General features: G+C 40.6%; 15 protein-coding genes and 1 pseudogene. 5 read left to right on the forward strand and 11 right to left on the reverse strand.

Translation table 11 applies throughout. The annotated features are described in order from the left end of the window. Nucleotides 1-161: 161 nt before the first annotated feature. A complete protein-coding gene (locus ACSAJE_RS09145; RefSeq protein ID WP_458008893.1) occupies nucleotides 162-1,310 on the reverse strand; it encodes a hypothetical protein in 1,149 nt (382 codons plus the stop codon). 360 nt (nucleotides 1,311-1,670) lie between these two features. On the opposite strand from ACSAJE_RS09145, the pseudogene ACSAJE_RS09150 reads away from it, so the two are divergent. Beyond that, nucleotides 1,671-2,976 (forward strand): annotated as a pseudogene (locus tag ACSAJE_RS09150) (IS1634 family transposase); the annotation flags it as partial. Here the strand turns inward: ACSAJE_RS09150 and ACSAJE_RS09155 are convergent. The 4 genes from ACSAJE_RS09155 to ACSAJE_RS09170 all read right to left on the reverse strand — a co-directional run bounded on the left by ACSAJE_RS09155 (nucleotide 2,911) and on the right by ACSAJE_RS09170 (nucleotide 7,806). Then, complete coding sequence (locus tag ACSAJE_RS09155; protein WP_458008894.1) at nucleotides 2,911-3,285, reverse strand: transposase; 375 nt, start codon at nucleotides 3,283-3,285, stop codon at nucleotides 2,911-2,913. The pseudogene ACSAJE_RS09150 and the gene ACSAJE_RS09155 overlap by 66 nt on opposite strands. Continuing rightward, on the reverse strand, nucleotides 3,276-3,890 hold the full coding sequence (locus tag ACSAJE_RS09160; RefSeq protein WP_458008895.1) for a transposase: 615 nt from the start codon (nucleotides 3,888-3,890) through the stop codon (nucleotides 3,276-3,278). The genes ACSAJE_RS09155 and ACSAJE_RS09160 overlap by 10 nt, the downstream gene beginning before the upstream one ends. A gap of 384 nt (nucleotides 3,891-4,274) precedes the next feature. Next, a complete protein-coding gene (locus tag ACSAJE_RS09165; protein WP_022024172.1) occupies nucleotides 4,275-6,056 on the reverse strand; it encodes an ABC transporter ATP-binding protein in 1,782 nt (593 codons plus the stop codon). Beyond that, nucleotides 6,049-7,806, reverse strand: a complete 1,758-nt coding sequence (locus ACSAJE_RS09170) for an ABC transporter ATP-binding protein (protein WP_458008896.1) — start codon at nucleotides 7,804-7,806, stop codon at nucleotides 6,049-6,051. The genes ACSAJE_RS09165 and ACSAJE_RS09170 overlap by 8 nt, the downstream gene beginning before the upstream one ends. A gap of 156 nt (nucleotides 7,807-7,962) precedes the next feature. Here ACSAJE_RS09170 and ACSAJE_RS09175 point away from each other — a divergent pair, with 156 nt between their 5' ends. From ACSAJE_RS09175 to ACSAJE_RS09185, 3 genes are all read left to right on the forward strand, one after another. Beyond that, complete coding sequence (locus ACSAJE_RS09175; RefSeq protein WP_118691552.1) at nucleotides 7,963-9,123, forward strand: AraC family transcriptional regulator; 1,161 nt, start codon at nucleotides 7,963-7,965, stop codon at nucleotides 9,121-9,123. A 105-nt stretch (nucleotides 9,124-9,228) separates the two neighbouring features. Next, on the forward strand, nucleotides 9,229-9,789 hold the full coding sequence (locus tag ACSAJE_RS09180) for a DUF5662 family protein (RefSeq protein WP_458008897.1): 561 nt from the start codon (nucleotides 9,229-9,231) through the stop codon (nucleotides 9,787-9,789). An 82-nt stretch (nucleotides 9,790-9,871) separates the two neighbouring features. Beyond that, the gene (locus ACSAJE_RS09185) at nucleotides 9,872-10,516 is read left to right on the forward strand and encodes a phosphatase PAP2 family protein (protein ID WP_458008898.1); all 645 of its coding nucleotides are present in this window, start codon (nucleotides 9,872-9,874) and stop codon (nucleotides 10,514-10,516) included. Nucleotides 10,517-10,574: 58 nt separating this feature from the next. On the opposite strand, the gene ACSAJE_RS09190 is transcribed toward ACSAJE_RS09185, so the two are convergent. From ACSAJE_RS09190 to ACSAJE_RS09205, 4 genes are all read right to left on the reverse strand, one after another. Further along, nucleotides 10,575-12,356 carry an aminopeptidase P family protein gene (locus tag ACSAJE_RS09190; RefSeq protein WP_458008899.1) on the reverse strand — a complete coding sequence of 594 codons (1,782 nt, stop codon included), beginning with the start codon at nucleotides 12,354-12,356 and terminating at the stop codon, nucleotides 10,575-10,577. A gap of 224 nt (nucleotides 12,357-12,580) precedes the next feature. After that, nucleotides 12,581-13,444: a 16S rRNA (adenine(1518)-N(6)/adenine(1519)-N(6))-dimethyltransferase RsmA gene (gene rsmA / locus ACSAJE_RS09195; RefSeq protein ID WP_118691144.1), complete on the reverse strand. Its 864-nt coding sequence runs from the start codon at nucleotides 13,442-13,444 to the stop codon at nucleotides 12,581-12,583. A gap of 89 nt (nucleotides 13,445-13,533) precedes the next feature. After that, nucleotides 13,534-14,304 (reverse strand): TatD family hydrolase, encoded by a 771-nt coding sequence (locus tag ACSAJE_RS09200; RefSeq protein ID WP_458008900.1) that lies wholly within the window; start codon nucleotides 14,302-14,304, stop codon nucleotides 13,534-13,536. Nucleotides 14,305-15,052: 748 nt separating this feature from the next. After that, complete coding sequence (locus ACSAJE_RS09205; protein ID WP_458008901.1) at nucleotides 15,053-17,692, reverse strand: cellulase family glycosylhydrolase; 2,640 nt, start codon at nucleotides 17,690-17,692, stop codon at nucleotides 15,053-15,055. A gap of 218 nt (nucleotides 17,693-17,910) precedes the next feature. Between ACSAJE_RS09205 and ACSAJE_RS09210 the strand changes: the two genes are divergently transcribed. Next, nucleotides 17,911-18,810 (forward strand): AraC family transcriptional regulator, encoded by a 900-nt coding sequence (locus ACSAJE_RS09210; protein WP_458008902.1) that lies wholly within the window; start codon nucleotides 17,911-17,913, stop codon nucleotides 18,808-18,810. Between the two features lie 32 nt (nucleotides 18,811-18,842). On the opposite strand, the gene ACSAJE_RS09215 is transcribed toward ACSAJE_RS09210, so the two are convergent. Together ACSAJE_RS09215 and ACSAJE_RS09220 are read right to left on the reverse strand one after the other, a co-directional pair. Beyond that, on the reverse strand, nucleotides 18,843-20,291 hold the full coding sequence (locus ACSAJE_RS09215) for a sodium:proton antiporter (protein ID WP_458008903.1): 1,449 nt from the start codon (nucleotides 20,289-20,291) through the stop codon (nucleotides 18,843-18,845). Between the two features lie 137 nt (nucleotides 20,292-20,428). Beyond that, nucleotides 20,429-21,871: a spore germination protein gene (locus tag ACSAJE_RS09220; protein ID WP_118691138.1), complete on the reverse strand. Its 1,443-nt coding sequence runs from the start codon at nucleotides 21,869-21,871 to the stop codon at nucleotides 20,429-20,431. Between the last annotated feature and the right edge of the window lie 123 nt (nucleotides 21,872-21,994).

Here is a 21,994-nt window from a genome sequence, read left to right on the forward strand (position 1 = left end):
AAATCATTTTTCGAAATCTTTAACCACAATATCTATCAGCGATGTGCATACTTTTCAAGCTATTATAGTTCAAATCTCGAAACAAATATATAATGAAAATGGACTTTTTAATACTTTAATCCTATTAATAAGACACATAATATGTAATTTCAAGTGATACTTTATCTTCCATAATAGCAAATTGGTCCATTATATGGACAATAACTTGCTCCACAACGCCAAATATGACCACCACCCCACTTTGATGTCACAGTTGGATCCTGTGTTCCATAATTTGTAACAATGGCAGAGTGTGTATAAGATCCCCATACTGCTATTTGTCCATTAGACTTTGGGCGTCCCTTAATGGCTTTATAACTGCCATCTGACACATACAGCACTGGAGATTGCATCCATATGTCTTGTCTTCCTGTCCATGCATATGCATGACAATTATTCTTAGAATACCCTGTAGAAACATACGTTGCACGTGGGTATGCAAGTTTTTGCTGGGCCACATCTTTTGTACTATTTTTTTTATTAGACGCTTTTCTTTTACATTTAATTTTAGACCCTTTAGGAGTCTTGACTATAACAGTCTCGTCAGCACGTGCAGCAGCAAAAGTTATAGCATTTTGTTGATCATTCAATAATTCCTGCTTATTGATAATCTTCTGCCTTTCTTTATCCGTATATTTGTAATTATCTAACATACTTTTTTCTATCTGTGGTATTTTATCATTCAAGAAATCTATATATATATTTCTTTTGCTTATATGATTATCTGTTATTGCCTTCTGTATGCTATTAGCAGTATATATATTATAATCAATTACATCTTCTGTTTTACTATAGGTCAAATATTTATGATATAATACATCTTGCAAATCGTCTCGTTTTAACAGTTCACGCAATCCATTATATTGTTGCGACACATTTTTAATCCCTTGATCAATATCATCATATAAAAAAACATCTATTAACAACGGATAAGCCATTACCACATTAAACAATTCATTTGTTGACATCCTCTGTATTTTCTCATCTTCAAGTTGACAGTTTTTAACCATCTCCGCATGTGATTTAAATTTCTTCCACTTATCACTATATAAAGATACCGAATATTCATCAGAATATGTTTGAACAATCTGTGCATATGACATTGAAACACCTTGATGCATATTTACCGTTTCACTACTAATATCATTTTTTGATGTCTTTAATTTCGTATTCCCATCGGCTGATGCTGGTGTATACAATATCATATTTACACATAACAATGCAGATAATAATACTCCTATGGTTACTACTATCTTCTTTCCTAGTTTCATCTCTTCCTCCTTAGCTATACCTCTTTTCACATGTTCACTATTAATTTTAATGTTTTAATCCTATTTTCCATTACATTGAAAATCATCCAACAACTGAAACACCCCAAAAGAATACAAAAAAATTTCATTACATTTCTCATTCTCAGAGGGACAAAATCAAAACAACTAAAAAGAATATGCATATAATATATCATAACGCACAAGCAATGTCAAGCTAAACACTCGGTAATTTGACAATTGAATAAGAGAGATTTTTTGCAGGCCTTGAAAAACCTGTATTTTTTTTGTCAAATTTTATTCATTTTTCTTGTGGTTATTTGTGCGTATTTATGTTGTAATAAGTACATGGAGGTGTTGCTTATGAAACTTACTTGTGCAGGAACAAAAAAATCGCCAACTTACTATATCCAAAAAACTATCCGCATAGGAAATAAAACCACAACAAAAACTGTTGAACGCTTAGGTAATATTGAAGAAATCAAAGCGAGATGTGGAGATCAAGATCCTATTGAATGGGCAAAGGAATACGCAAAAAACTTACTATCGCAGAAAAAGAAGCTAAGAAGGGCATACTTCTTAAGCTGTCTTCTTCGATGCTTATTGACAAAAACGTCCGTAACTCATGCAATGCAGGCTATCTTTTCTTGCAGGATATTTATTATCCACTTGGACTTGATAAGATATGCACCTCTATTTCAAAAAAAATAAATTCGATTATGACCTGAATGACATTCTTTCAATGCTATTTCACTCAAGAATCATTGCTCCCAGCTCCAATCTATCTTCTTTAGAAAGTGCCCAAAGATTTCTTGAGCAGCCTAAATGCGAATTACATCAGGTGTACCGGGCTCTTGAGGTTATTGCAAATGAAAACGACTTCTTCCAGTCCGAACTTTACAAAAGTTCCCAGAATGTAATTAACAAAAAAAAGAAGTCCTTTATTACGACTGCACCAACTACTACTTTGAGTTTGAAGACGAAGATGATTTTAGAAAATATGGTGTTTCCAAAGAACACAGACCTAACCCTATTGTTCAGATGGGTATGTTTATGGATGCGGATAGCATTCCACTTGCATTCTCTGTTTTTGATGGCAATCAAAACGAGCAGCCTTCTATGTCTCCTCTGGAGCAAAAGATTATTAAAGACTTCGAAACCTCTGACTTTATCGTATGTACGGATGCCGGTCTTTCTTCGACTGCCAACAGAAAATTCAACAGTATCCAAGGCAGAAGATTTGTTACAACACAGTCTATTAAAAAGTTAAAAGGATTCTTACGGAATTTCTGTCTCAAAGATGATGGATGGCATCTTCCCGGCAGTAACAAAAAATATAAACTAAGTGAATTAGATGAAGGAGCTGATTATGGGAAGGTTTTTTATAAAGACAAATGGATTAATGAGAACAATCTCGAACAGCATCTTATCGTTACCTATTCCATCAAATATTGTAATTATCAGAGAACGCCAGATTGAAAGAGCCAAGAAGTTTGTGAAATCACCTTCAAAACTTACAAGGAACAAATCTAATGATCCGAAAAGATTTATTGAGCAGGGACACTGTACTCCCGATGGTGAAGTTGCAAGTAAAACAATTATTTCATTGAATCAGGCGCAGATAGATAATGAGGCAAGCATTGTTTTTCATTCGTTTTATTACATGTGTTGTTATTAATTCACAATAGTTATACAAAAGTAATCGCGCATATATTTCTTGTTTAATAAAATCTGGTTTTCGTGCATGGAAACTTGTTAATCCTATGGCATATTTTAATTCTCTGAATGAAGTTTCTATTCCCCATCTCAAATGATAGATTTCCTTTATTTTTTTTACATCAAAAATATTTCTATCAAGATTTGTAATTATTATTTCATAAGAATTAGACCCTATAGGAAATCTAATAATACGAAATGATAATTCGTATGTTTTATCACTTTTTCGTGGAAGATAATCAAACACTTGATTTACAGGCATCCACTTATAGCCTGCATTTTTTGTGGTCTTTGTATTTTCCTTGAAAAAATCTGAGTGATATCTATATCAAGCTCATCATTTGAAGGAAGATTTAACCCAGATGCAATTCCATTACTATTTTTATCTTTGACACGTATAGCGAATTTCCATCCTTTTTCAATTGTATGTGCAAAAATGTTATAGTTTTCATATCCTCTATCAGCAACAAGAATAACATTCTCTAGTTTCGATCTGTCAATCATTGTTGCACATGCTCTAAACTCGTTGTAATCCGCTACTGTTTGCACTAAAACATCGGTGTATATACGATTCAAAACATCATAAAAGGCATTCAGATGTTGTTTATTAACAATTGAACCATGCTGATTACGTTCCCAAAAAGTTTCTGGATCCTTTTGATTGGTTGCAATGGTCAAGTTACTTCCATCACATGCAATTAAACGATAACCATGATAATTATTAGTAGTTGGAAGGTTGTCATCCGTAAAAGATTTAAACAAATATTCAAAAGCCTCTGGAAGTACTTTTGAACGTTGTTGCGTAAATGCTGACACAGACGGAGTATTTTTGTCAAAATCAAAGAAATCAAGTAGCTCTTTACTCATAGTAGCTCCACCCGAATTCATCATGATTCCTATAAAAGTTTTGAAATCAATTTTCCATTTTCGAGAGGAATCGACATTGGGGTTTCGAAGAAATAAACATGGATTGTTAGCTAATTCCTAAATATGATTCTTTAGAGAATCTGAAACTTGATTAATATAATTGCTCATATGCGTTACCTCCTTGCAATCAAGATGTTCTTAATTACAAGGGCCGCTTTCGCTACCTCATTATCATTCAATACCGAAAGCGGCCGCACATTTCGAATCATATGTCAAGCATTTATTACAAAATAAAAAGACCCTAGCATCATTTCTGATGCTAAGATCTTGATTGGTCATCTTAACTTAATGACATTGAGCGCTGGCTTTGCTTTTTTACTCTTATTATGCCTTATACTGCGACATAAACAATTCATAATATTTACCGTGCATCTGAAGCAGTTCTTCATGAGAACCACTTTCCAAAATCTTACCATCTGCAACATACATAATGCGGTTCGCATTTTTAATTGTCGACAAACGATGTGCAATAATAAACGAGGTACGTCCCTCTAACAAGTGGCTCAAGCCCTCTTGCAGCACAATTTCCGTCTCCGTATCAATACTTGACGTTGCCTCATCTAAGATCAGGATCGCCGGATCTGCCAACAACGCTCTGGCAAACGAGATCAACTGTCTCTGTCCAACAGACAAGCGGCTTCCTCGCTCATTAACCTGTGTGTTATAGCCATCTTCCATCTGTACGATAAAGTCATGCGCACACACCGTCTTTGCGGCACGGATCACATCTTCATCCGAAGCCTTCTTGTTGCCATAACGAATATTATCCATGATCGTTCCGGAAAAGATAAAGCTGTCCTGCATCATAACGCCCATCTGTTCACGCAAGGAACGAAGCGTTACTTTGGAAATATCAATCCCATCTATTTTGACCGTTCCACGGTCTACATTATAAAAACGGCTCAATAAATTTACAATCGTTGTCTTGCCGGCTCCGGTCGGACCTACAATGGCTATTGTTTCACCCTGCTGTACCTTAAAACTCACATCATGCAAGATCGGAATTCCGTCTTCATAGCTGAAGGTGACATGGTCAAACGCAACATCTCCTTTGATCTGCGGCATTTGAACGGCATCCGGTGCATCTTTTACTGCCACCGGTTCGTCAATCGTCTCAAAGATACGTTCCAAATAAGAAACTGCCGTGAGCACACTATTATAAAAGTTTGCGATCGTATTGATCGGCTGCCAGAAGCGGCTGATATATGCTGTAAACGCGATCAACTTACCGGTTGTCACGCCATCCAATCCTCCATTTATAATGCAGTTAATACCGATCACATATATAAATGCCGTTGTGATCGTGGAGATCAGATCGACCATCGGTCCCATTGCAAAGTTATAGATCACGGCACGCATCCACGCCTTGCGATAACTCATACTCAAACGGTTAAATATATTGGTGTTTTCTTCCTCCCGCACAAACGCCTGCGTCACACGTATGCCGTTAATGCTTTCGGAAATATAGGCATTCAAGTTAGACTGCTTATTGCTTTGTACCTGCCAAGCATAACGCTGCTTCTTTTTGAGAAAGACAATATACAGGATCAGCACCGGCAAGCCACACATACATACCAGTGTCAACTTTACGCTCATAGAAAGCATAAAGATCAAAATAAAGATCAGGTTGCACAAATCTGTGATCGTATTCAAAATACCATTTGACAACAGGTCACTCAGATTGTTGACATAATTAACCACACGTACCTGAATCTTCCCATGTGGACGGTCATCATAATAACTAAAGGGCAGTTCCTGCAAATGAGCAAAGAGATCCTCTCGTATCTGATGAATGATATCCTGTCCAACCTGCGTCGTAAGTGTTACCTTTATACGCAGACTGACTACTGCATACACTACGATCACTGCTGCGATCAACGTCAAGATCACAATACCATGTATATCGCCATTCGGGATATACGTATCCATCTCTATCTGCAAAAACTTTGGAATAAACATGGTAAGTCCGGAAGATGACAACATCAAAAACAACACGAGCAGCATCTTGCCGGTATAAGGACGTATATAACCACCCAGTCGTTTTAACTGCTTGGCGTCAAACTTATCTTCTAATATCTCATCATTTTCATAAGTATTTCTAGCCAATGTGATTCACCTCCTGTCCGTTTTTTGGTACAGTCATAGGATACTGGTGATGATAAACGGTTGCATAATATCCACCTTTTGCAATCAATTCCTCATGGGTTCCCTGCTCAATAATGCGGCCCTGATCCATAACCAAGATCTTGTCGGCATCACGCAAAGAAGAGATTCGATATGCAATGATAAATGTCGTACAACTGTGTCCAATATTTTCCAACTGGCGCTGAATGTAACTCTCTGTTTCCATATCTACCGCCGATGTCGTATCATCAAGCACTAAGATCGCCGGATCTTTAAGTAAGGCACGCGCCAAAGAAATTCGCTGCTTTTGTCCGCCCGACAATCCGACTCCGCGCTCACCTACGATCGTATCGTATCCATCCGGAAGATTTTTAATAAACAAATTGGCGTCTGCCATTTTGGCCACTTCTTTTACTCGTTCAAACGAACAATCTGGACGGCCATATGCAATATTTCCTTCGATCGTATCCGAAAAAAGGAACACATCCTGCATGGCGATACCAATGTTCTCGCGCAGTTCATACAGATCCAGATCCTTCACATTAATGCCATCTACCAGCACTTCACCGTCTGTCACATCAAAGAAACGGCAAAGCAGATTAATGATCGTTGACTTTCCGGCTCCGGTCGTTCCCAAAATGCCGACCGTCTCACCTTTCTTTACCTCGAAAGATACATCACGAATGATGTCCTCATCATCTGCCCGATACGACACATTGCGGAACGAGATATTCCCCTCATACTTTTGATGCTGTACCGGATGGCCGGGATGTTTCACATCCGGTTCCGCAGTATAAGTCCCATAAATCTTTTCTACTGATGTAGTAAATCTTTGAATATCATTGATCCACCATCCCGCCATGCGAAGCGGTGTTGTGAGCATCCATAAATATCCGTTTACTGCAACAAGATCACCTAATGTCATCTCTCCGCGCACCACCATAACACCGCCAACAAGCATAAGTACCAATGTCAACAGATTGGACAACAACTCAAAGATCGGCACATATTTTTTCCAAATAGCGGCTGCACCAAGCTCTGCATCGCGGTAACGGTCATTCTCCACGCCAAACTTCTCCATTTCGAAGTCTTCTTTCGCAAACGCCTTTACCATGCGGTTTCCACTAATGTTCTCCTGCACATATGTATTCAGACTTGAAAAAGCATCTCGACAGTTTTTGAAAGCAGGTTTGACTTTTTTAGCCTGCATATAGGTAGTAGCTGCCGTCAGTGGGAGCACAAGCATCATGCATACAGCAAGCTTTACATTGACCATAAAGATCAAAACAATGGATAACACAAAATACAAAATATTTTCGTATACCGTATAGATCACATACGCCACGAAATGACGGATCGCATCCATATCTCCGGTCTGACGTCCCATCAGATCTCCCGTTCTATTTTTATTATAAAACGCAAAATCTTCTAACAATAGTTTGCGGTATACTTTGTCGCGCATGGTATACAACACACCCTGCGAACTTGTTTCAAACAATACTTGCGAAAAAAATCGGCATACACCCTTGATCACAACCATCGCAAGAAGCAGAATGATCAGCTTCGGTAATAACCCGGTATTTTGCTTTTTAATGACATCATCCACGATCAATTTGGAGATGTATGGCGATGCCAAAGCTGTCGCAGCAAGTATCGTTACAAGTATCAGACCCGACACCATGCGCAGCCAATATTTCTTCAAAAATGAATAAAACCATTTCATTGGAGTCATAGTTTTTTTCTCCTTTCTGTAAATCTGCTACGAAAGTATAGCATAGCAGTAGGTGCTATGCTATAATAAATCTGCACAAAAATTGTACAAATCTATCTTTTTGCAACTTTTTTTGTGCAAATTTTAAAGAATTTACAGAAAGGCTGACTAATACTTATGGATCGCTATTACGAATATACAGACCGCTTAAATGCACCAATCGAAGCTTTTACACATATTACGAACGATCACAACTTTCCTATTTTGCCACACTGGCATTATTTTATAGAATGTATATATCTTACAGCCGGCAATCTGCTTGTCACCTGTGATGAGAATGTATACTCCCTGCAACCGGGAGATTTTATTTTTTTTCCGCCAAAGACTTTACATACTATCGATGTCTTTCCGACGGATTTTGAGCAAAGCCGGGCTGAGAAACCATCGCAAGATCCTGCTTTTACGCTGAAATCGCAAGATTTCTTTATGGATCCGTCGTTGCATGGTTATCTGCCTAACTGTCCGCTGTCTGCCTGCCCTCTTCTGGCATCTCCGCAGGAACCTTTACCGGATCAGGAACACGACAGCATTCATCCGGTGTCAATACCACATTCAGCTGCAGATGTATCGGAGAAATCTCCCTCTATAACGACTGTGGCGGCATCTGACTGCAAAGCGGCTTCCCCGCCAAACATTCGCTATCATGTTTTGAAGTTTGACCTTGGCTTTTTGCAGGCAACGGATAACATGAAAAATCAATTCAGCCGGATCATCTCTCTTGCTTATGAGGAAGATCCTTCCAATATTTTCTTTGCCGACGGCGACATGACAGGTATTCCACTCAAGCAGCTTTTTGTCGACTGTATCGAGGAAATGCGGCTACGCCATTTTGGCTACGACACGATTGCCTGCTCCAAACTTGCGATCTTAATCACAGCAATGACGCGCGTTTGGCTGATGCGCGGACTTAATATGGAAGAAATTTTATTGTCCCGGCAAAGTGACAATCATGAGTTTGAACATATTGCAGAATATATCAAATCGCATTATAATGAACCTTTACGGATTCATGACCTTGCAGAACGGTGCGGAATGAGTTATTCTTACTTTGCTAAATTATTCCGCAGAAATTATCATCAATCCTGCAAGGAATATATTGAATTTGTGCGTATTAACAGGGTGACGGATCTGCTTTTATTCACGAAACTGGATCTGACCTATATCAGTCAGGAGACCGGTTTTTCGGATTGCAGCCATCTGATCCGTACATTCCGCAAATGGAAAGGATGTACACCGAGACAGTGGATGCGCGAATACAATTCCGAATTACAGCAATAACTTTGCCGCACAGACAGCAAAGAACTCTTGAGAAAGTTACCAAAGTGCAACTCCGGCTTACAACCGCAGCCGCACAACTACACTATGAGAAATGGAGATGTCATCATGCGATTATGGCACAATTTTTGGGGGCATTTGCGAACAATTCTACGCCACAAACGACTGGTGCGCCGCAATTGCTTTCGCGCCGGCATTTACTGGCAGGGAATCTGCCATGACTGGTCGAAATATCATCCAATTGAATTTTGGACCGGTGTTCGCTATTATCAAGAAGGCAAACGAAGCCCGAACGCTTATGAGCGCGAAACCATCGGCTACTCTGCCGCATGGCTTCACCACAAAGGACGCAACCGCCATCACTATGAATACTGGATCGATCTTTCCTCTGACTACTCCAAGGGGTTACAGGGAATGCCTATGGCACCACGTTACGTCGTTGAAATGTTTTGCGACCGCATGGCAGCAAGCCGTAATTACAACCTAGAGAATTACAACGACCGATTACCTTTGGAATATTACGAACGTGGTAAATCGCACTACACCATGCATCCAGAGACTGCAGAACTGCTAGAACGGCTTTTGCATATGCTCGCCGAAGAGGGCGAAGATAAAACTTTCGCTTATATTCGCAACGAACTGGATCTTAAGCATTCCCGCTGGCATTAAACCACTGTCAGCATAATTTACGACCACAGATCAGGGTGACGGCAAAACAGACTTCGGCACTCTGATCCTAGAAAGGATTTTTATGAACTGGAAACAATTTATTTACCGCTATAAACATATATTTGTCGCACTCTATTTTCCGGTGTATATGGTTTGGTTTATGTGGCTGGAGGCACGTGATGATGTACCTTTCACCTACATTCATTGCGCTATAGACGACTATATTCCTTTTTGCGAATATTTTATTATTCCATATTTATTATGGTTTGTGTATGTATTTGCAACATTAGCACTCTTATTTTTCGATCTGAAGCATTTAGAAAACTATTATCAGACAATTGCCACATTGATCATTGGCATGACAGCCAGTCTGTTAATCTATACTTTGTTTCCAAATGCACAGAACATGCGACCGACACAATTTACTCATGACAATATTTTTACACAGGTCATTTCCATGCTGTATGCAACGGATACCGATACCAATGTGCTGCCAAGTATTCATGTGTTTAACTCACTTGCCATCCATGCCGGACTTTGCCGCTATGCGACGATCCATAAGCAAAAGATCTGGCGCAACGGCTCTTTTGTACTGTGCCTCTTGATCTGTATGTCTACGCTATTTTTGAAACAGCATTCCTTCTTGGACGTTGCTGCTGCGATCGTATTATTTATGATCGTCTCTTGGATCACAAATATATTGTTCCGCAAACGGACAACAAAATAAAAACGAATTTCCATCAAAAAACATCCATATTGTCTTCACAAGACAATATGGATGTTTTTTATCCGATTGGACTGCATTCTTCCTGCAGCCAATCCCTTTCTTCCGGTGTTAAATGCGGGCCAATCTCTTCATAGACCCGTTGATGATATGCATTCAGCAGGCCAAGTTCTTTGTCACTGAGCCCCTTTACATCAATCGCTCTCCGATCAAACGGCACTAATGTCAATGTTTCAAATTCCAAAAAGCGACCAAAATCCGTATGCTCTGCTTCGCAGCATAGGATCAGATTCTCCAGCCGAATACCAAATTTATTTTCCAAATAAACACCCGGCTCATTGGACGTGATCATGCCCGGTTCCAGCGCCGGATCGCCTCCCAGCTGTTTAGAAGCCACATATCGTATTGCATTTGGTCCCTCATGCACATTCAACAGATATCCTACGCCGTGCCCTGTTCCATGCAAAAAGTCACAGCCTATTTCCCACAATGGCTGTCTTGCCAGCACATCCAGATTCACTCCGGTAATTCCACTGTGAAACTTCGCTGCACCAAGCGCCAAATTTCCCCGAAGCACTGTTGTATAGTATTTTTTCTGCTCATCGGTTGCTTCTGTGCCCAGCATAACCGTTCGTGTAATGTCTGTTGTTCCCTGATAATAATGTCCACCCGTATCTAACAGCAAGAAATTCTCTTCATCTAACATTCGGTTAATTTCCGGTGTCGCACTATAATGCACGATCGCACCATGCTCTGCATACCCGGATATTGTGTCAAAGCTAGGCCCCAAATAATCCTCATCTAATCTTCGAAACTCCTCCAATTTATCCGAAACGGAGATTTCAGATTCCTGCTTTTTATCCGTATGACGCAGCCAATACAACATTTTGGTGATGGCAATACCATCTTTCAGATGTGCAATACGTTCATTTTTCACTTCCGTTTCATTCTTGACCGCCTTCCACATTCCGGTTGGATTCACAACATCCACTAATGTATTTTCGTTCGGCACCTGTGCCGCCAAATGCGCATTGACCACACGCATATCCATTGCTACGCGCTTTCCCTGTCCCATTTTGCGGATATATTGTTCCACTTCTTCATACGGTCTCGTTTCAATTCCCGCCTTCATTAAGGCAGTCTGTATCGACCCGTTCGCACAATTTTTCTCGCAGAACAATACGCCACTCTCTTGCGTAAACACCGCATAAGATAAAAATACCGGACAGCATGGAATATCATTTCCACGTAAATTAAACAACCACGCAATATCATCCAAAGATGTCAGTATAAAATAATCCAAACTCTTTTGTTTCATCCAGGCCCATAAACGGGACAGTTTCGCTTCTCTGCTGACCCCTGCATACTTTAGCGCCAATTCCCATATTGGCTGTTTTGGGCGCTCCGGACGTTCTTGCCAAATATCACCCACCAGATCAACATTACTTTTAACCTTGTATCTGCGTTTCATCGCCATAAGCCATGTGGTTGTCACCATACGGCCATCGCAGCCAAGCACTTGTCCATCTTTTAGTACATTGTCGAGATAAGTGTTCACCGTCGGAACACCATCAAGTCCCATGCGGTATAATGTGATGCCGCTGTCCTGCAACTGTTTTTCTGCTTGAATAAAATATCGTCCATCGGTCCATAACCCGGCATCTTCTAACGTCACGATCACAACACCTGCAGATCCGGTAAAACCAGAAATATATTCTCTTGTCTGAAAATATCCGCTGACATATTCAGAACCATGAAAATCATTGGTCGGAATATAATACACATCAATGTCTTCCTCGCGCATGCGTTTACGCAAGCTTTCTATACGTTCCCACACTTTCATCTCTCATCAGGCCTCCTATTTCCCAGCTTTATAATACTAACTCGCCCATACTCAGAATCACTGTATGGGTACATATTGCTTATGATATAATGAGCGCAATGCGCTCATCTTAGGAGTTTCTTCGAAACTCCATTATGCGCAGAAACTATGCGCAATTATTATGATATAATGAGCGCAATGCGCTCATCTTAGGAGTTTCTTCAAAACTCCATTATGCGCAGAAATCATGCATCCTTCAAGCGGTTTGCAAGCTCCGCAAATTGCGCTAACGACAATGTTTCTCCACGGATCGTAGCTGATAACCCCATACTCTCGATTGCCGCCTTGGCCTGCTCCTTTGTCACCGGAAGTGATGCATCATTTCCCAATCCATTCTGCAATGTCTTTCTGCGCTGATTAAACGATGCACGGATAATGCGAAACATCCACTTCTCATCCGTTACTTTCACCGGGCAGTCCTTATGGCAAGTCAAACGAATCACGGCAGACCCCACATTTGGTCTTGGCATAAAACAATTCGGAGGAACATTCGCAACAATTTCCGCCTCTGAATAATATTGTACGGCGAGCGACAATGCCCCGTAGTCTTTCGTTCCAGGCCCTGCCTGCATACGATCTGCTACTTCTTTTTGCACCATAACAGTCACACTCTCAAGCGGCACATGACTTTCAAACAATCCCATAATGATCGGAGTTGTTATATAATATGGCAAATTTGCCACTACTTTAATCGGCTTTCCGGCGTTATGCTCCCTAGCGATCTGGTCAATATCCAATTTAAGAATGTCTTCATTCACAACCGTCACATTGTCATACGCTGACAGCGTATCTGCTAAGATTGGGATTAATTTATCATCAATCTCCACCGCCATAACCTCTCTGGCTCTTTCGCAAAGATATTGTGTCATTGTCCCAATTCCCGGACCGATTTCCAACACAAAATCATCCTTTGTCACGCCGGCCGCGTCAATGATCTTTTCCAAAACATGCGTGTCGATCAAAAAGTTTTGTCCAAACTTTTTCTGAAAATGAAAGTCATATTTCTTTAATATGTCTATTGTATTTTGTGGTATTCCTAATGTTGCCATCCCAATATCCTCTTCTTTCTATTGATATGCCGTGCCCTGCTTTATTAACCAATACAGTACAGCCTTCTATTAATGTGCAGTCTCCCGTTTTACTGACCAATGCGATACAACTTATGCGCATTTTCCCTTGTTATACGGATAATTTCCTCGCGCTCGCACGACTTCAATGCCGCAATCTCATCAACAACGTGTGTCAAATATCCTGAATCATTTCGTTTGCCGCGATGCGGTACCGGTGTCAAATACGGCGAATCCGTTTCTAACACCATTTGCGATAGTGGCATCATTTCAACGACTTCCTTTAATTTCTTACTATTCTTAAAGGTGACCACGCCACCAATTCCCAGATAAAACCCCTTATCCAAATATATTTTGGCAATTTCGGGACTGTAGGAAAAGCAATGGATCACCCCACCATTTTGCCAATCGCAATGTTCATTCATAATATCTAATGTATCCTTTGCGGCATCCCTGCTGTGAATGATGACCGGCATCTGTGTTTCTGCAGCCACCTGAAGCTGGCGTGCAAACCACTTTTTCTGCAAATCTCTCCCCGGTTCATCGTAATAATAGTCAAGTCCGATTTCGCCAATGGCAACCACTTTATCCCTGTGCGTCAAGTCTGCCAGCCATTGCATATCTTCCGGTGTCAGTCTCTCGATGTCCTCCGGGTGTACGCCCACCGCTGCATAAATATTGTCGTGACTTTCTGCCAGATTGACCGCATCCTTCGTAGACTGAATACTTGCCCCTACTTCTACGATCTCACCGACACCACGCGCTTTCATCCCCGCCAATAGTTCCTCTCTATCTTCATCAAACCGCGCATCTGTATAATGCGCATGTGTATCAAAAATCATTGTTTAGCCTCCAAAATCATATTTTACGCTTTCTATGATACCGCAATTTAGCTGTCACCACAACATTTTCCTACACAACAGCAGTTTCCTTCTTATTAAATAACTCAAACTTCGCACATCAAAAGCGACTGCCAGATCACGTATTGCTTATTATGTCAGAATACTAAGTGTTTTGCAGCCACAACATAGCGATTTCTGCCAGCAGAGAACTATAGTAATTGCCTTGCCGCATTTACGTTTTTGGTGATTTCTAGATTTTGTTGTCTCTGATGATTGATTTACATGCCCTTCGGAAACTCGAAGTCCCGGAAGCAAGGTATTCATCATTTTTGAAAGGGACTTTGCGCTCGTCGTTACTTATGTCTCGTATTTCAGAGACATTAAGTAACGTGACGTAGCGCATCGTAGCGAAAGCGTCCCGTCCAAAAATAGATGATACCTTGCTAAACCGGGACATCTCAGACATTCCTTCGGGCATGTATTCATCAGAGACTTAACAAAATAAGAAATCAACCAACAACTCTGCGTTCTGCGGCAATTATCTTAGTTCGCTGCCGGCAGAACAAGTCAGCTTGTTGGCTGCAAAATAGCTATTATTTTTCTGACATAATAAGCAATACGTGACAGCATGACAATTTTTGATGTGCGAAGTTTGAATTAAACAAAAAGAAAATGACCCGGCGAAGGCAATGCCGAGTCATTCTCTTTTATCTTTTATTTATAAGGAACGAATATGCGGATTCGTTGCTTACTGATTATCGGATTCTACAAATTTGGTACCGTCAGCATTGTATGCTGCATCACAAATCTCAATCTTAACGATAGATGCGCCGGTATACGTATTTGTAGTAACCCAGAGCCATGGATAACCACCGGTCAATTTGGACTTATCAATTGTGATGGATTTGTCTTTCCAGAACAAACCAACACCCTGATCGTAGTCAACATCGAAACGGATCTCACCTGTTGTCTTACCAACAACTGCACCCTTCTTCTTGTTCTTCTTAACCTGTTTTGCACCTTCTGTTGCAATCTTATCCTGCTTCTCCTGCTCTGTCATCGTGAAGTTCGGATCTTTGGAAGTCTGTTTCTCAATATACTCCTCCAGTTTCAATTTTCCCTGAACCTCTTCATTCAGATCATCCTCTGTCCAGCTAGGAAGATAACCAATCTGAAGATCAAGGCTCTGACTTATCGGATCGTCCGCAGCTGTCACGCGAATACAAGGTTTTTCCAGTTTCGACCAGTCATAATTAAGATGAACATTCCAGTACTCTCTGTCGATTTCAGCAATCAGATTATCAGGTGCTTCTCCATTAACACCGATCGTACTATTCGTCCAGCCATAGTGTGTATCTGGCGTCCAGAATTCCGTTTTCTCCCACCATTTTCCAAATATTTTGTCATAGTTAGACTTGGCAACATCTCCATCCGTTACATTACCGGATCCATCAATCAAAGACTTAGTAACACCAATACCATTGTTGCTGGCATCGAAGATGTCCGGTCTTTCCTTTTTCAAAATTTCAGCGGTGTCACCGTTCGTATGACGAAGGAATTCACCATTCCATGTAGCAACAACTTTCGGATTCTCGTTCTTTTCTGCAGGCACTGTCTTAATACCGGTATAAACAAGCTCAGCACTCGCAGGTATATTTGGTTTAGAACCTGTCAGTTTTGCATATACCTGTCCTACATCGTCATAAGCAAAATATCCATCACCACGATTATAATAGTGTCCCTCATCCCACCATACCGGTGTCATGCCTAATTTCTTAGACTGCGTAAAGAGATAGGTCATGAAGTCAGGAATATTATCTTTATATCCCTTAACAACGCCACACTCTCCTAAAATAATACCGTAACCCTGGTCTGTGAATTTCTTCAACTTACCAAGCATGTTATCCATAAAGTCATAATCGTCCTGACCTTTATATGTCTTGCCGTTTGCATCTGTGTAGTCAACGCCCCACTTATCACGATATCCATAAGAAACCGTCGATGTTGCAGACAAACCATAATCAACCGGATCATAATAATGAACAGATACACTCATCTTCTTTACACCCGTTGCTTTCTCAGCAGGGTCATTTGGAAGTTTCCAACGATCATCAATGGTTCCGTTCTGAACGTAAGTCTCACTCTCATTTCCCTCGATAACACATGACTCGTTACCGGTTCCAGGAATGAGCAAATGTCTATAAGCGTTATTGCCACCGGAAGCGCGCACAATATCAACGAACTTCTGATTAATGGCATTTGCCATCTCATAAATTTCTGTAGCATCGATCTTTCCAGTCTCAGGGTCTTTCTTACCAAGCTTACCGGTTTGATTCTGCTGTGCTGTATTCGGATCTTTGTAGTTATCATTCAAACGACCACTGATTTCTTCATTAGCACCCTCAAAAATCAAATGATCAGAGTACTCTTTGAACCGTTCAGAAATCTGTGTCCAAATAGAAATATATTTTTTCCAAGCCTCGTCACGAATTGGTGTTTCTTTGGCATCATACTCCTCTGCGCCAAACATTCCCCACCATCCACCATCCCAATGGATGTTGATGATAACATACATTTCATCGTTCAATGCATAATTTACGATTGTCTCAACACGATCAAACAATTCTTTATTGATCGTATACTTGCCATCCGTAGAAATAAAATTCGACCAAGCAACCGGAATACGAACAGTATTTACACCATAGCTCTTCAAACCATCAAATGTCTTCTGTGTTGCTTCCGGATTACCGGCACTTGTCTCACACTGCTCGATTGTTGTCATCTTGCCTGAGAAATTGGACTGCTCCATCTGATTTCCTAAGTTCCAGCCATATCCCATAAGTTTCATCAGATCCAAGTTGGAAATGTTCTTACGCATTAATCCATTATCGGTAGAATCGATACCATTTTTGGACTTATGTTCGGTCGTAACATTGCTCTTCTTCATATCAGCTTCCTTATTGTAAGGAGTTGCCGTTGGTTTTGCTGTAACGGTTACGGTTGGTTTTTTCGTAGTTTTCTTCTTCGCTGTAACCTTTACCGTAACAGAAAGTTTCTTTGTAACTTTCTTCTTACCTTTTTTGTAGGTAACTTTGCAGATCACCTTTGTTTTGCCTGCCTTCTTAGCTGTAATCTTACCTTTCTTACTAACGGTTGCAATTTTTTTGTTTTTGCTGCTCCACTTCACCTTTGCCTTCTTCGGTTTATTTTTCAGTTTCACAGTCTTCTTCTTTCCTGCAGTTAATTTCACTGTCTTAACGGAAAGCTTTGGTGCCTTTACTTTCTTCTTAGCCGCTGCAGATGCAACATTCGAAACCCCATTCGATGTCATAAGCAGTGCGAAAAGAAGTGTAAATGCACACACAGAACGCATTACTCTCTTTTTCATGATACAATTCCTCCTCCTTATAAATAGTTTGTATGATAATTATAGTATATATTTCTTTTTGTCTCTAGCATTTTCAGCTGATTTTTTATAACTTTTGTATTTTTCTGCCGTTTTTTTGACACAAAAATAACAAAAGTTGTAATTATCGTGTTTGTTTGCTATAATAACCCTTAACAAACGCAGAAAACACGCGATAATTAATAGGCAAGGAGATACTTATGATAGATATAGAAATTATGCAGGACGCTTCTGAGATCATTCACTATGACTCCAATAAGCTTCCTTATGCCATACAGGAACGGCTTTTGTCCCAATTTACAGGTCATAAAGCTCTTTGTCACTGGCATCCCGACATTGAATGTATCCGTATATACGAGGGATCTATGAACTATGAAATAAACGGCGAGCAGATATTGCTTCGTGCCGGCGACATCATTATTGTCAACTCCGGTCAGCTGCATTACGGCTACGCTAACGGAGAAGAAGACTGTAAATTTTGCGTAGAATTGTTACATCCCAATATTTTCAAATCGAATCTGCACATTTACCAGGAAAGCGTTTACCCCATCGTTCATTCCTCCAATATCTCATACTGGTTGTTTCATTGGAGCGATGCGGATTATCAACAGATTGTTTCATTGGTGGATCAGATTTTTGCTGCCCGCATGCAGCATGAAGATAGCGTTCTCTGCCTGTTAAATGGACTTTTTCACTGTCTGTGGCACTGTATTTACCAGCATAGCACACAAGAACTGCAGACGGCCGGTTTGCAAAAAAATCCTGATATTTCCCTGCAAAAGCAAATGGTAACTTATATTCACGAGCACTATGCAGAGGATATCGGATTAGATGATATTGCAAGCGCCGGCAATATCAGCCGAAGCAAATGCTGTAAAATATTTCAGGCATACTTGCAGCAATCACCGGTCTCTTTTCTCAACGATTACCGTATGGAGATTAGCTGTAATCTGCTCAGCAATACTTCCTATAGCATTACTGAGATTGCTCTTGCATGCGGATTTAATCATTTAAGTTATTTTTCGAAAAGCTTTCTTAGAAAATATGGGTGTACCCCAAATCAATATCGCAAAAGAGAAGCCGGCACACTGAAAAAGTAGTGTGCCGGCCTTTTTGCTCAAATACTCTACAATTAAAAGATAAAGAAAACAAGCATATCGATAATAAATACCGGGATCAGACAACTGATCGACCATCCCATATATCCAAAGAAAGAAGGCATTTTAATATCATTTTCCTCAGCAATCGAGCGCACCATAAAGTTTGGCGCATTACCAATATACGTATTGGCGCCCATGAATACTGCACCACAGGAAATCGCCATCAGGAATATCTTCGGTATCTGTCCGATTGCCGTTGAGATCATGCTTGCTCCGGCAAGTCCCGACGACGCTGCCGTTGTAAAGAACACCAAATAGGTTGGCGTGTTGTCCAAAAAGCTGGATAAAAGTCCGGTCATCCAGAAGTACTGCCATGGCTCATTTACACCCAGCGAAGCACCTCTCGCTTTCAAAATAAGCAATGCCGGAATCATTGTTACAAATATTCCGATAAACAAAGTTGCAACCTCTTGGATCGCATCCCATGTAAAATGATTTGCCTCGCGCACTTCTTTTTTCGTAGTCTTGTATGACAAAAACGCTGCTGCCAAGATCATAACCATCTCCAAGATCGATGCAAATCCTAATTCTACTTCTCCATAAAAATGAATCGATCCCTTAAAGAATGGCACCGTCTTAGGAAGAACACCACTTAATATAACTGCCACGATGATCATTACCAAAAAGATAATATTATGTGCACCGTTTAAGCGGAGTTTCTTGTGCTCACCACTAACTTCCGGCTGTTTTGCACCTTCTGCAAGATCTTTCTTATATGCTCTGCTGTCAATCACATAAAACAATGCAAGCAGCAAAACTACATTCAGGATCATTACCGGCAGCAAATTCAAGCTCCAGAAGAAATCCACACCATTCATAAATCCCATCAGAAGTGGTGGATCGCCAACCGGTGTCAAACATCCTCCGATATTAGATACTAAGAAAATGAAAAATACCATAACCTGTACTTTACGTCTACGCCATTTGTTCGCACGGATCATCGGACGGATCATCAACATACTTGCTCCGGTCGTACCGATCCAGCTTGACAATAATGTACTGATCATCAAAAGCAAAACATTTAACTTCGGCTTGCCAACCAGATCACCCTCTAACGATATATTTCCTGCCACGCAGAACAGTCCAAATAATAGGACAATAAACGTCAAATAGTCACCTATAATGGCTTCCAAAAGCTCTTCCCAAGCAGTTCCCATACCTACCGCGATCGCAAATGGAATAAGGAATGCAAGTGACCAAAAAGCCACAACGATCGGTTTTCTTTTTTCCCACCATTCTCCAGCTACAAGTGGACAGATCGCGATACATAATAAGATTCCGGCAAACGGAATGCAATACAATAGCGATAAATTATCCCCTATACTTTTTGTCGTTTCTGCTGCTTGTGCCATGGACGGCAGTGTTAAACACGCTGTTAGCATCATTGCAAACACCGACAACGCCCTTTGCAACTTTTTCATTGTATTACGCCTCCTTTGTTTTATTGACGGCCTACTCTCTCTCTTTTAGGCGTAACTATTGTATATCCAATCCACCAAAAAATCAAGCAAAATACAGAAAACATTATTATTAAATGAGCTGACGCACTGCATGTTTATTAACGATTGCGTCCCTGTGCGGAAACCTTTTCATTGCGTGTCAGACTAACACGAAAAAACCGCTTAAATAACTGATGTCCATCCCATGGGATCAGCGGATACAAATAGCCTCTTCCTGCCATCGTGCGATTGGTAAAAAAAGCGACGATCATTAACAATATTCCCGTAATAAACCCCCATATTCCAAACACGCCAGTCAACACCAACAGTATGATACGCTGAAACTTTATCGCATATCCCAATTCCATATTATTTTGCGTATAATTGGCAACTGCCACAAACGCCATATATAACATGATCTCACTGTTAAACCATCCCGAATTTACGGTATAATCTCCAAACACAATACCTGCCACAACACTGAGCGGTGTTGTCAGCATACTCGGCGTGTTGACGGCTGCCATTCTTAGTCCGTCAATTGCCAGCTCTAACAATAGCAATTGCAATAACGGCGGGACGTTCATTTCATCTTGGATCATAACAAAACCGAGCCAGTCCGGGACATAATCCGGATAGCGAAGCAATAGCAGATACACAGGAGTGACAAATAATGCCATTATACTTGTCAGTATACGTGTCATTCGCAAATACGTTCCTGTGACCGGCGGGAAATAGTAATCATTTGGATCTTCTATTATATCAAATAGAGAAGTCGGTATGATCATGGCAGAAGGCGAGTTATCTACCAGAACCGTAATACTTCCTTCCAATATGCACGCTGCTGCCGTATCCGGCCGCTCTGTATATTTGAACTTCGGGTATGGATTCCACCAATTGCGTGGCATAAGCACTTCTGCCAAACTTTCCTGATTCATCGTTAAGGAATCCACAGAAATCTTTTTTAACCGCTTTTGTATAATAGATAACGCTTTCTGATTCACACGGTCTTTCATATATACTACGGAAATATCTGTGCGTGAACTGCTTCCTATACTGTAAATTTCAAACTTAAGATCCACATCACGAATACGGCGCCGGATCAGTGCAATATTTGGCATGATTGCCTCCACAAAGCCATCTCTGGATCCTCGCAGCACCTTATCCTTATCCGGCTCTTCCACACTTCGGCTCGGATAGTCCCTTAGGTCGATCACCAGTATTTCATCATACCCCTCTACGACAAAGCCTGTCAGACCCGACAGCACATAATGCAAAAAATCCTGTTCTGTTGTCACCGTCACAATATCTCCATACGGCGTACATTTTTTCAAAAAATCTTCATAGGTTTCCGGAACATCTTCCGGTGCAAGTGACAAAAAAAATTCCATGATCTTTTCCAGCACTTCCCCCTTCAAAAATCCATCGATCATGTAAAATACCGCATGGCGATCCCCTAACCGGATCTCTCTTTTTAACATATCAAACGTATCGCCAACGCAAAGCAGCGAATCTATATTTTTGCACCGCGTCTTGTAATCCCCTTCAAAGATCTTTCCCTGCATCGCTATCCTCCATATTGATCATTCATCGCTATCATCTTTTCTATGTCAAGTTAGTATTTACCATTTTCTTTCTTCTATGCAAAGCGATATTTGGAATCAATACTTGGTATGGTTTTTTATTGG

It is taken from the genome of Jutongia sp. SJQ-6, assembly GCF_054161275.1.

What these genes read in the sequence shown, in the direction of transcription:
- ACSAJE_RS09190 (WP_458008899.1), bottom strand. Translation starts at nt 12,356, where the DNA reads ATGAAAGTGTGGGAACGTATAGAAAGCTTGCGTAAACGCATGCGCGAG.
- ACSAJE_RS09170 (WP_458008896.1), bottom strand. Translation starts at nt 7,806, where the DNA reads ATGACTCCAATGAAATGGTTTTATTCATTTTTGAAGAAATATTGGCTG.
- rsmA (WP_118691144.1), bottom strand. Translation starts at nt 13,444, where the DNA reads ATGGCAACATTAGGAATACCACAAAATACAATAGACATATTAAAGAAA.
- ACSAJE_RS09215 (WP_458008903.1), bottom strand. Translation starts at nt 20,291, where the DNA reads ATGAAAAAGTTGCAAAGGGCGTTGTCGGTGTTTGCAATGATGCTAACA.
- ACSAJE_RS09145 (WP_458008893.1), bottom strand. Translation starts at nt 1,310, where the DNA reads ATGAAACTAGGAAAGAAGATAGTAGTAACCATAGGAGTATTATTATCT.
- ACSAJE_RS09175 (WP_118691552.1), top strand. Translation starts at nt 7,963, where the DNA reads ATGGATCGCTATTACGAATATACAGACCGCTTAAATGCACCAATCGAA.
- ACSAJE_RS09205 (WP_458008901.1), bottom strand. Translation starts at nt 17,692, where the DNA reads ATGAAAAAGAGAGTAATGCGTTCTGTGTGTGCATTTACACTTCTTTTC.
- ACSAJE_RS09180 (WP_458008897.1), top strand. Translation starts at nt 9,229, where the DNA reads ATGCGATTATGGCACAATTTTTGGGGGCATTTGCGAACAATTCTACGC.
- ACSAJE_RS09155 (WP_458008894.1), bottom strand. Translation starts at nt 3,285, where the DNA reads ATGCCTGTAAATCAAGTGTTTGATTATCTTCCACGAAAAAGTGATAAA.
- ACSAJE_RS09185 (WP_458008898.1), top strand. Translation starts at nt 9,872, where the DNA reads ATGAACTGGAAACAATTTATTTACCGCTATAAACATATATTTGTCGCA.
- ACSAJE_RS09210 (WP_458008902.1), top strand. Translation starts at nt 17,911, where the DNA reads ATGATAGATATAGAAATTATGCAGGACGCTTCTGAGATCATTCACTAT.
- ACSAJE_RS09200 (WP_458008900.1), bottom strand. Translation starts at nt 14,304, where the DNA reads ATGATTTTTGATACACATGCGCATTATACAGATGCGCGGTTTGATGAA.
- ACSAJE_RS09220 (WP_118691138.1), bottom strand. Translation starts at nt 21,871, where the DNA reads ATGCAGGGAAAGATCTTTGAAGGGGATTACAAGACGCGGTGCAAAAAT.
- ACSAJE_RS09160 (WP_458008895.1), bottom strand. Translation starts at nt 3,890, where the DNA reads ATGAGTAAAGAGCTACTTGATTTCTTTGATTTTGACAAAAATACTCCG.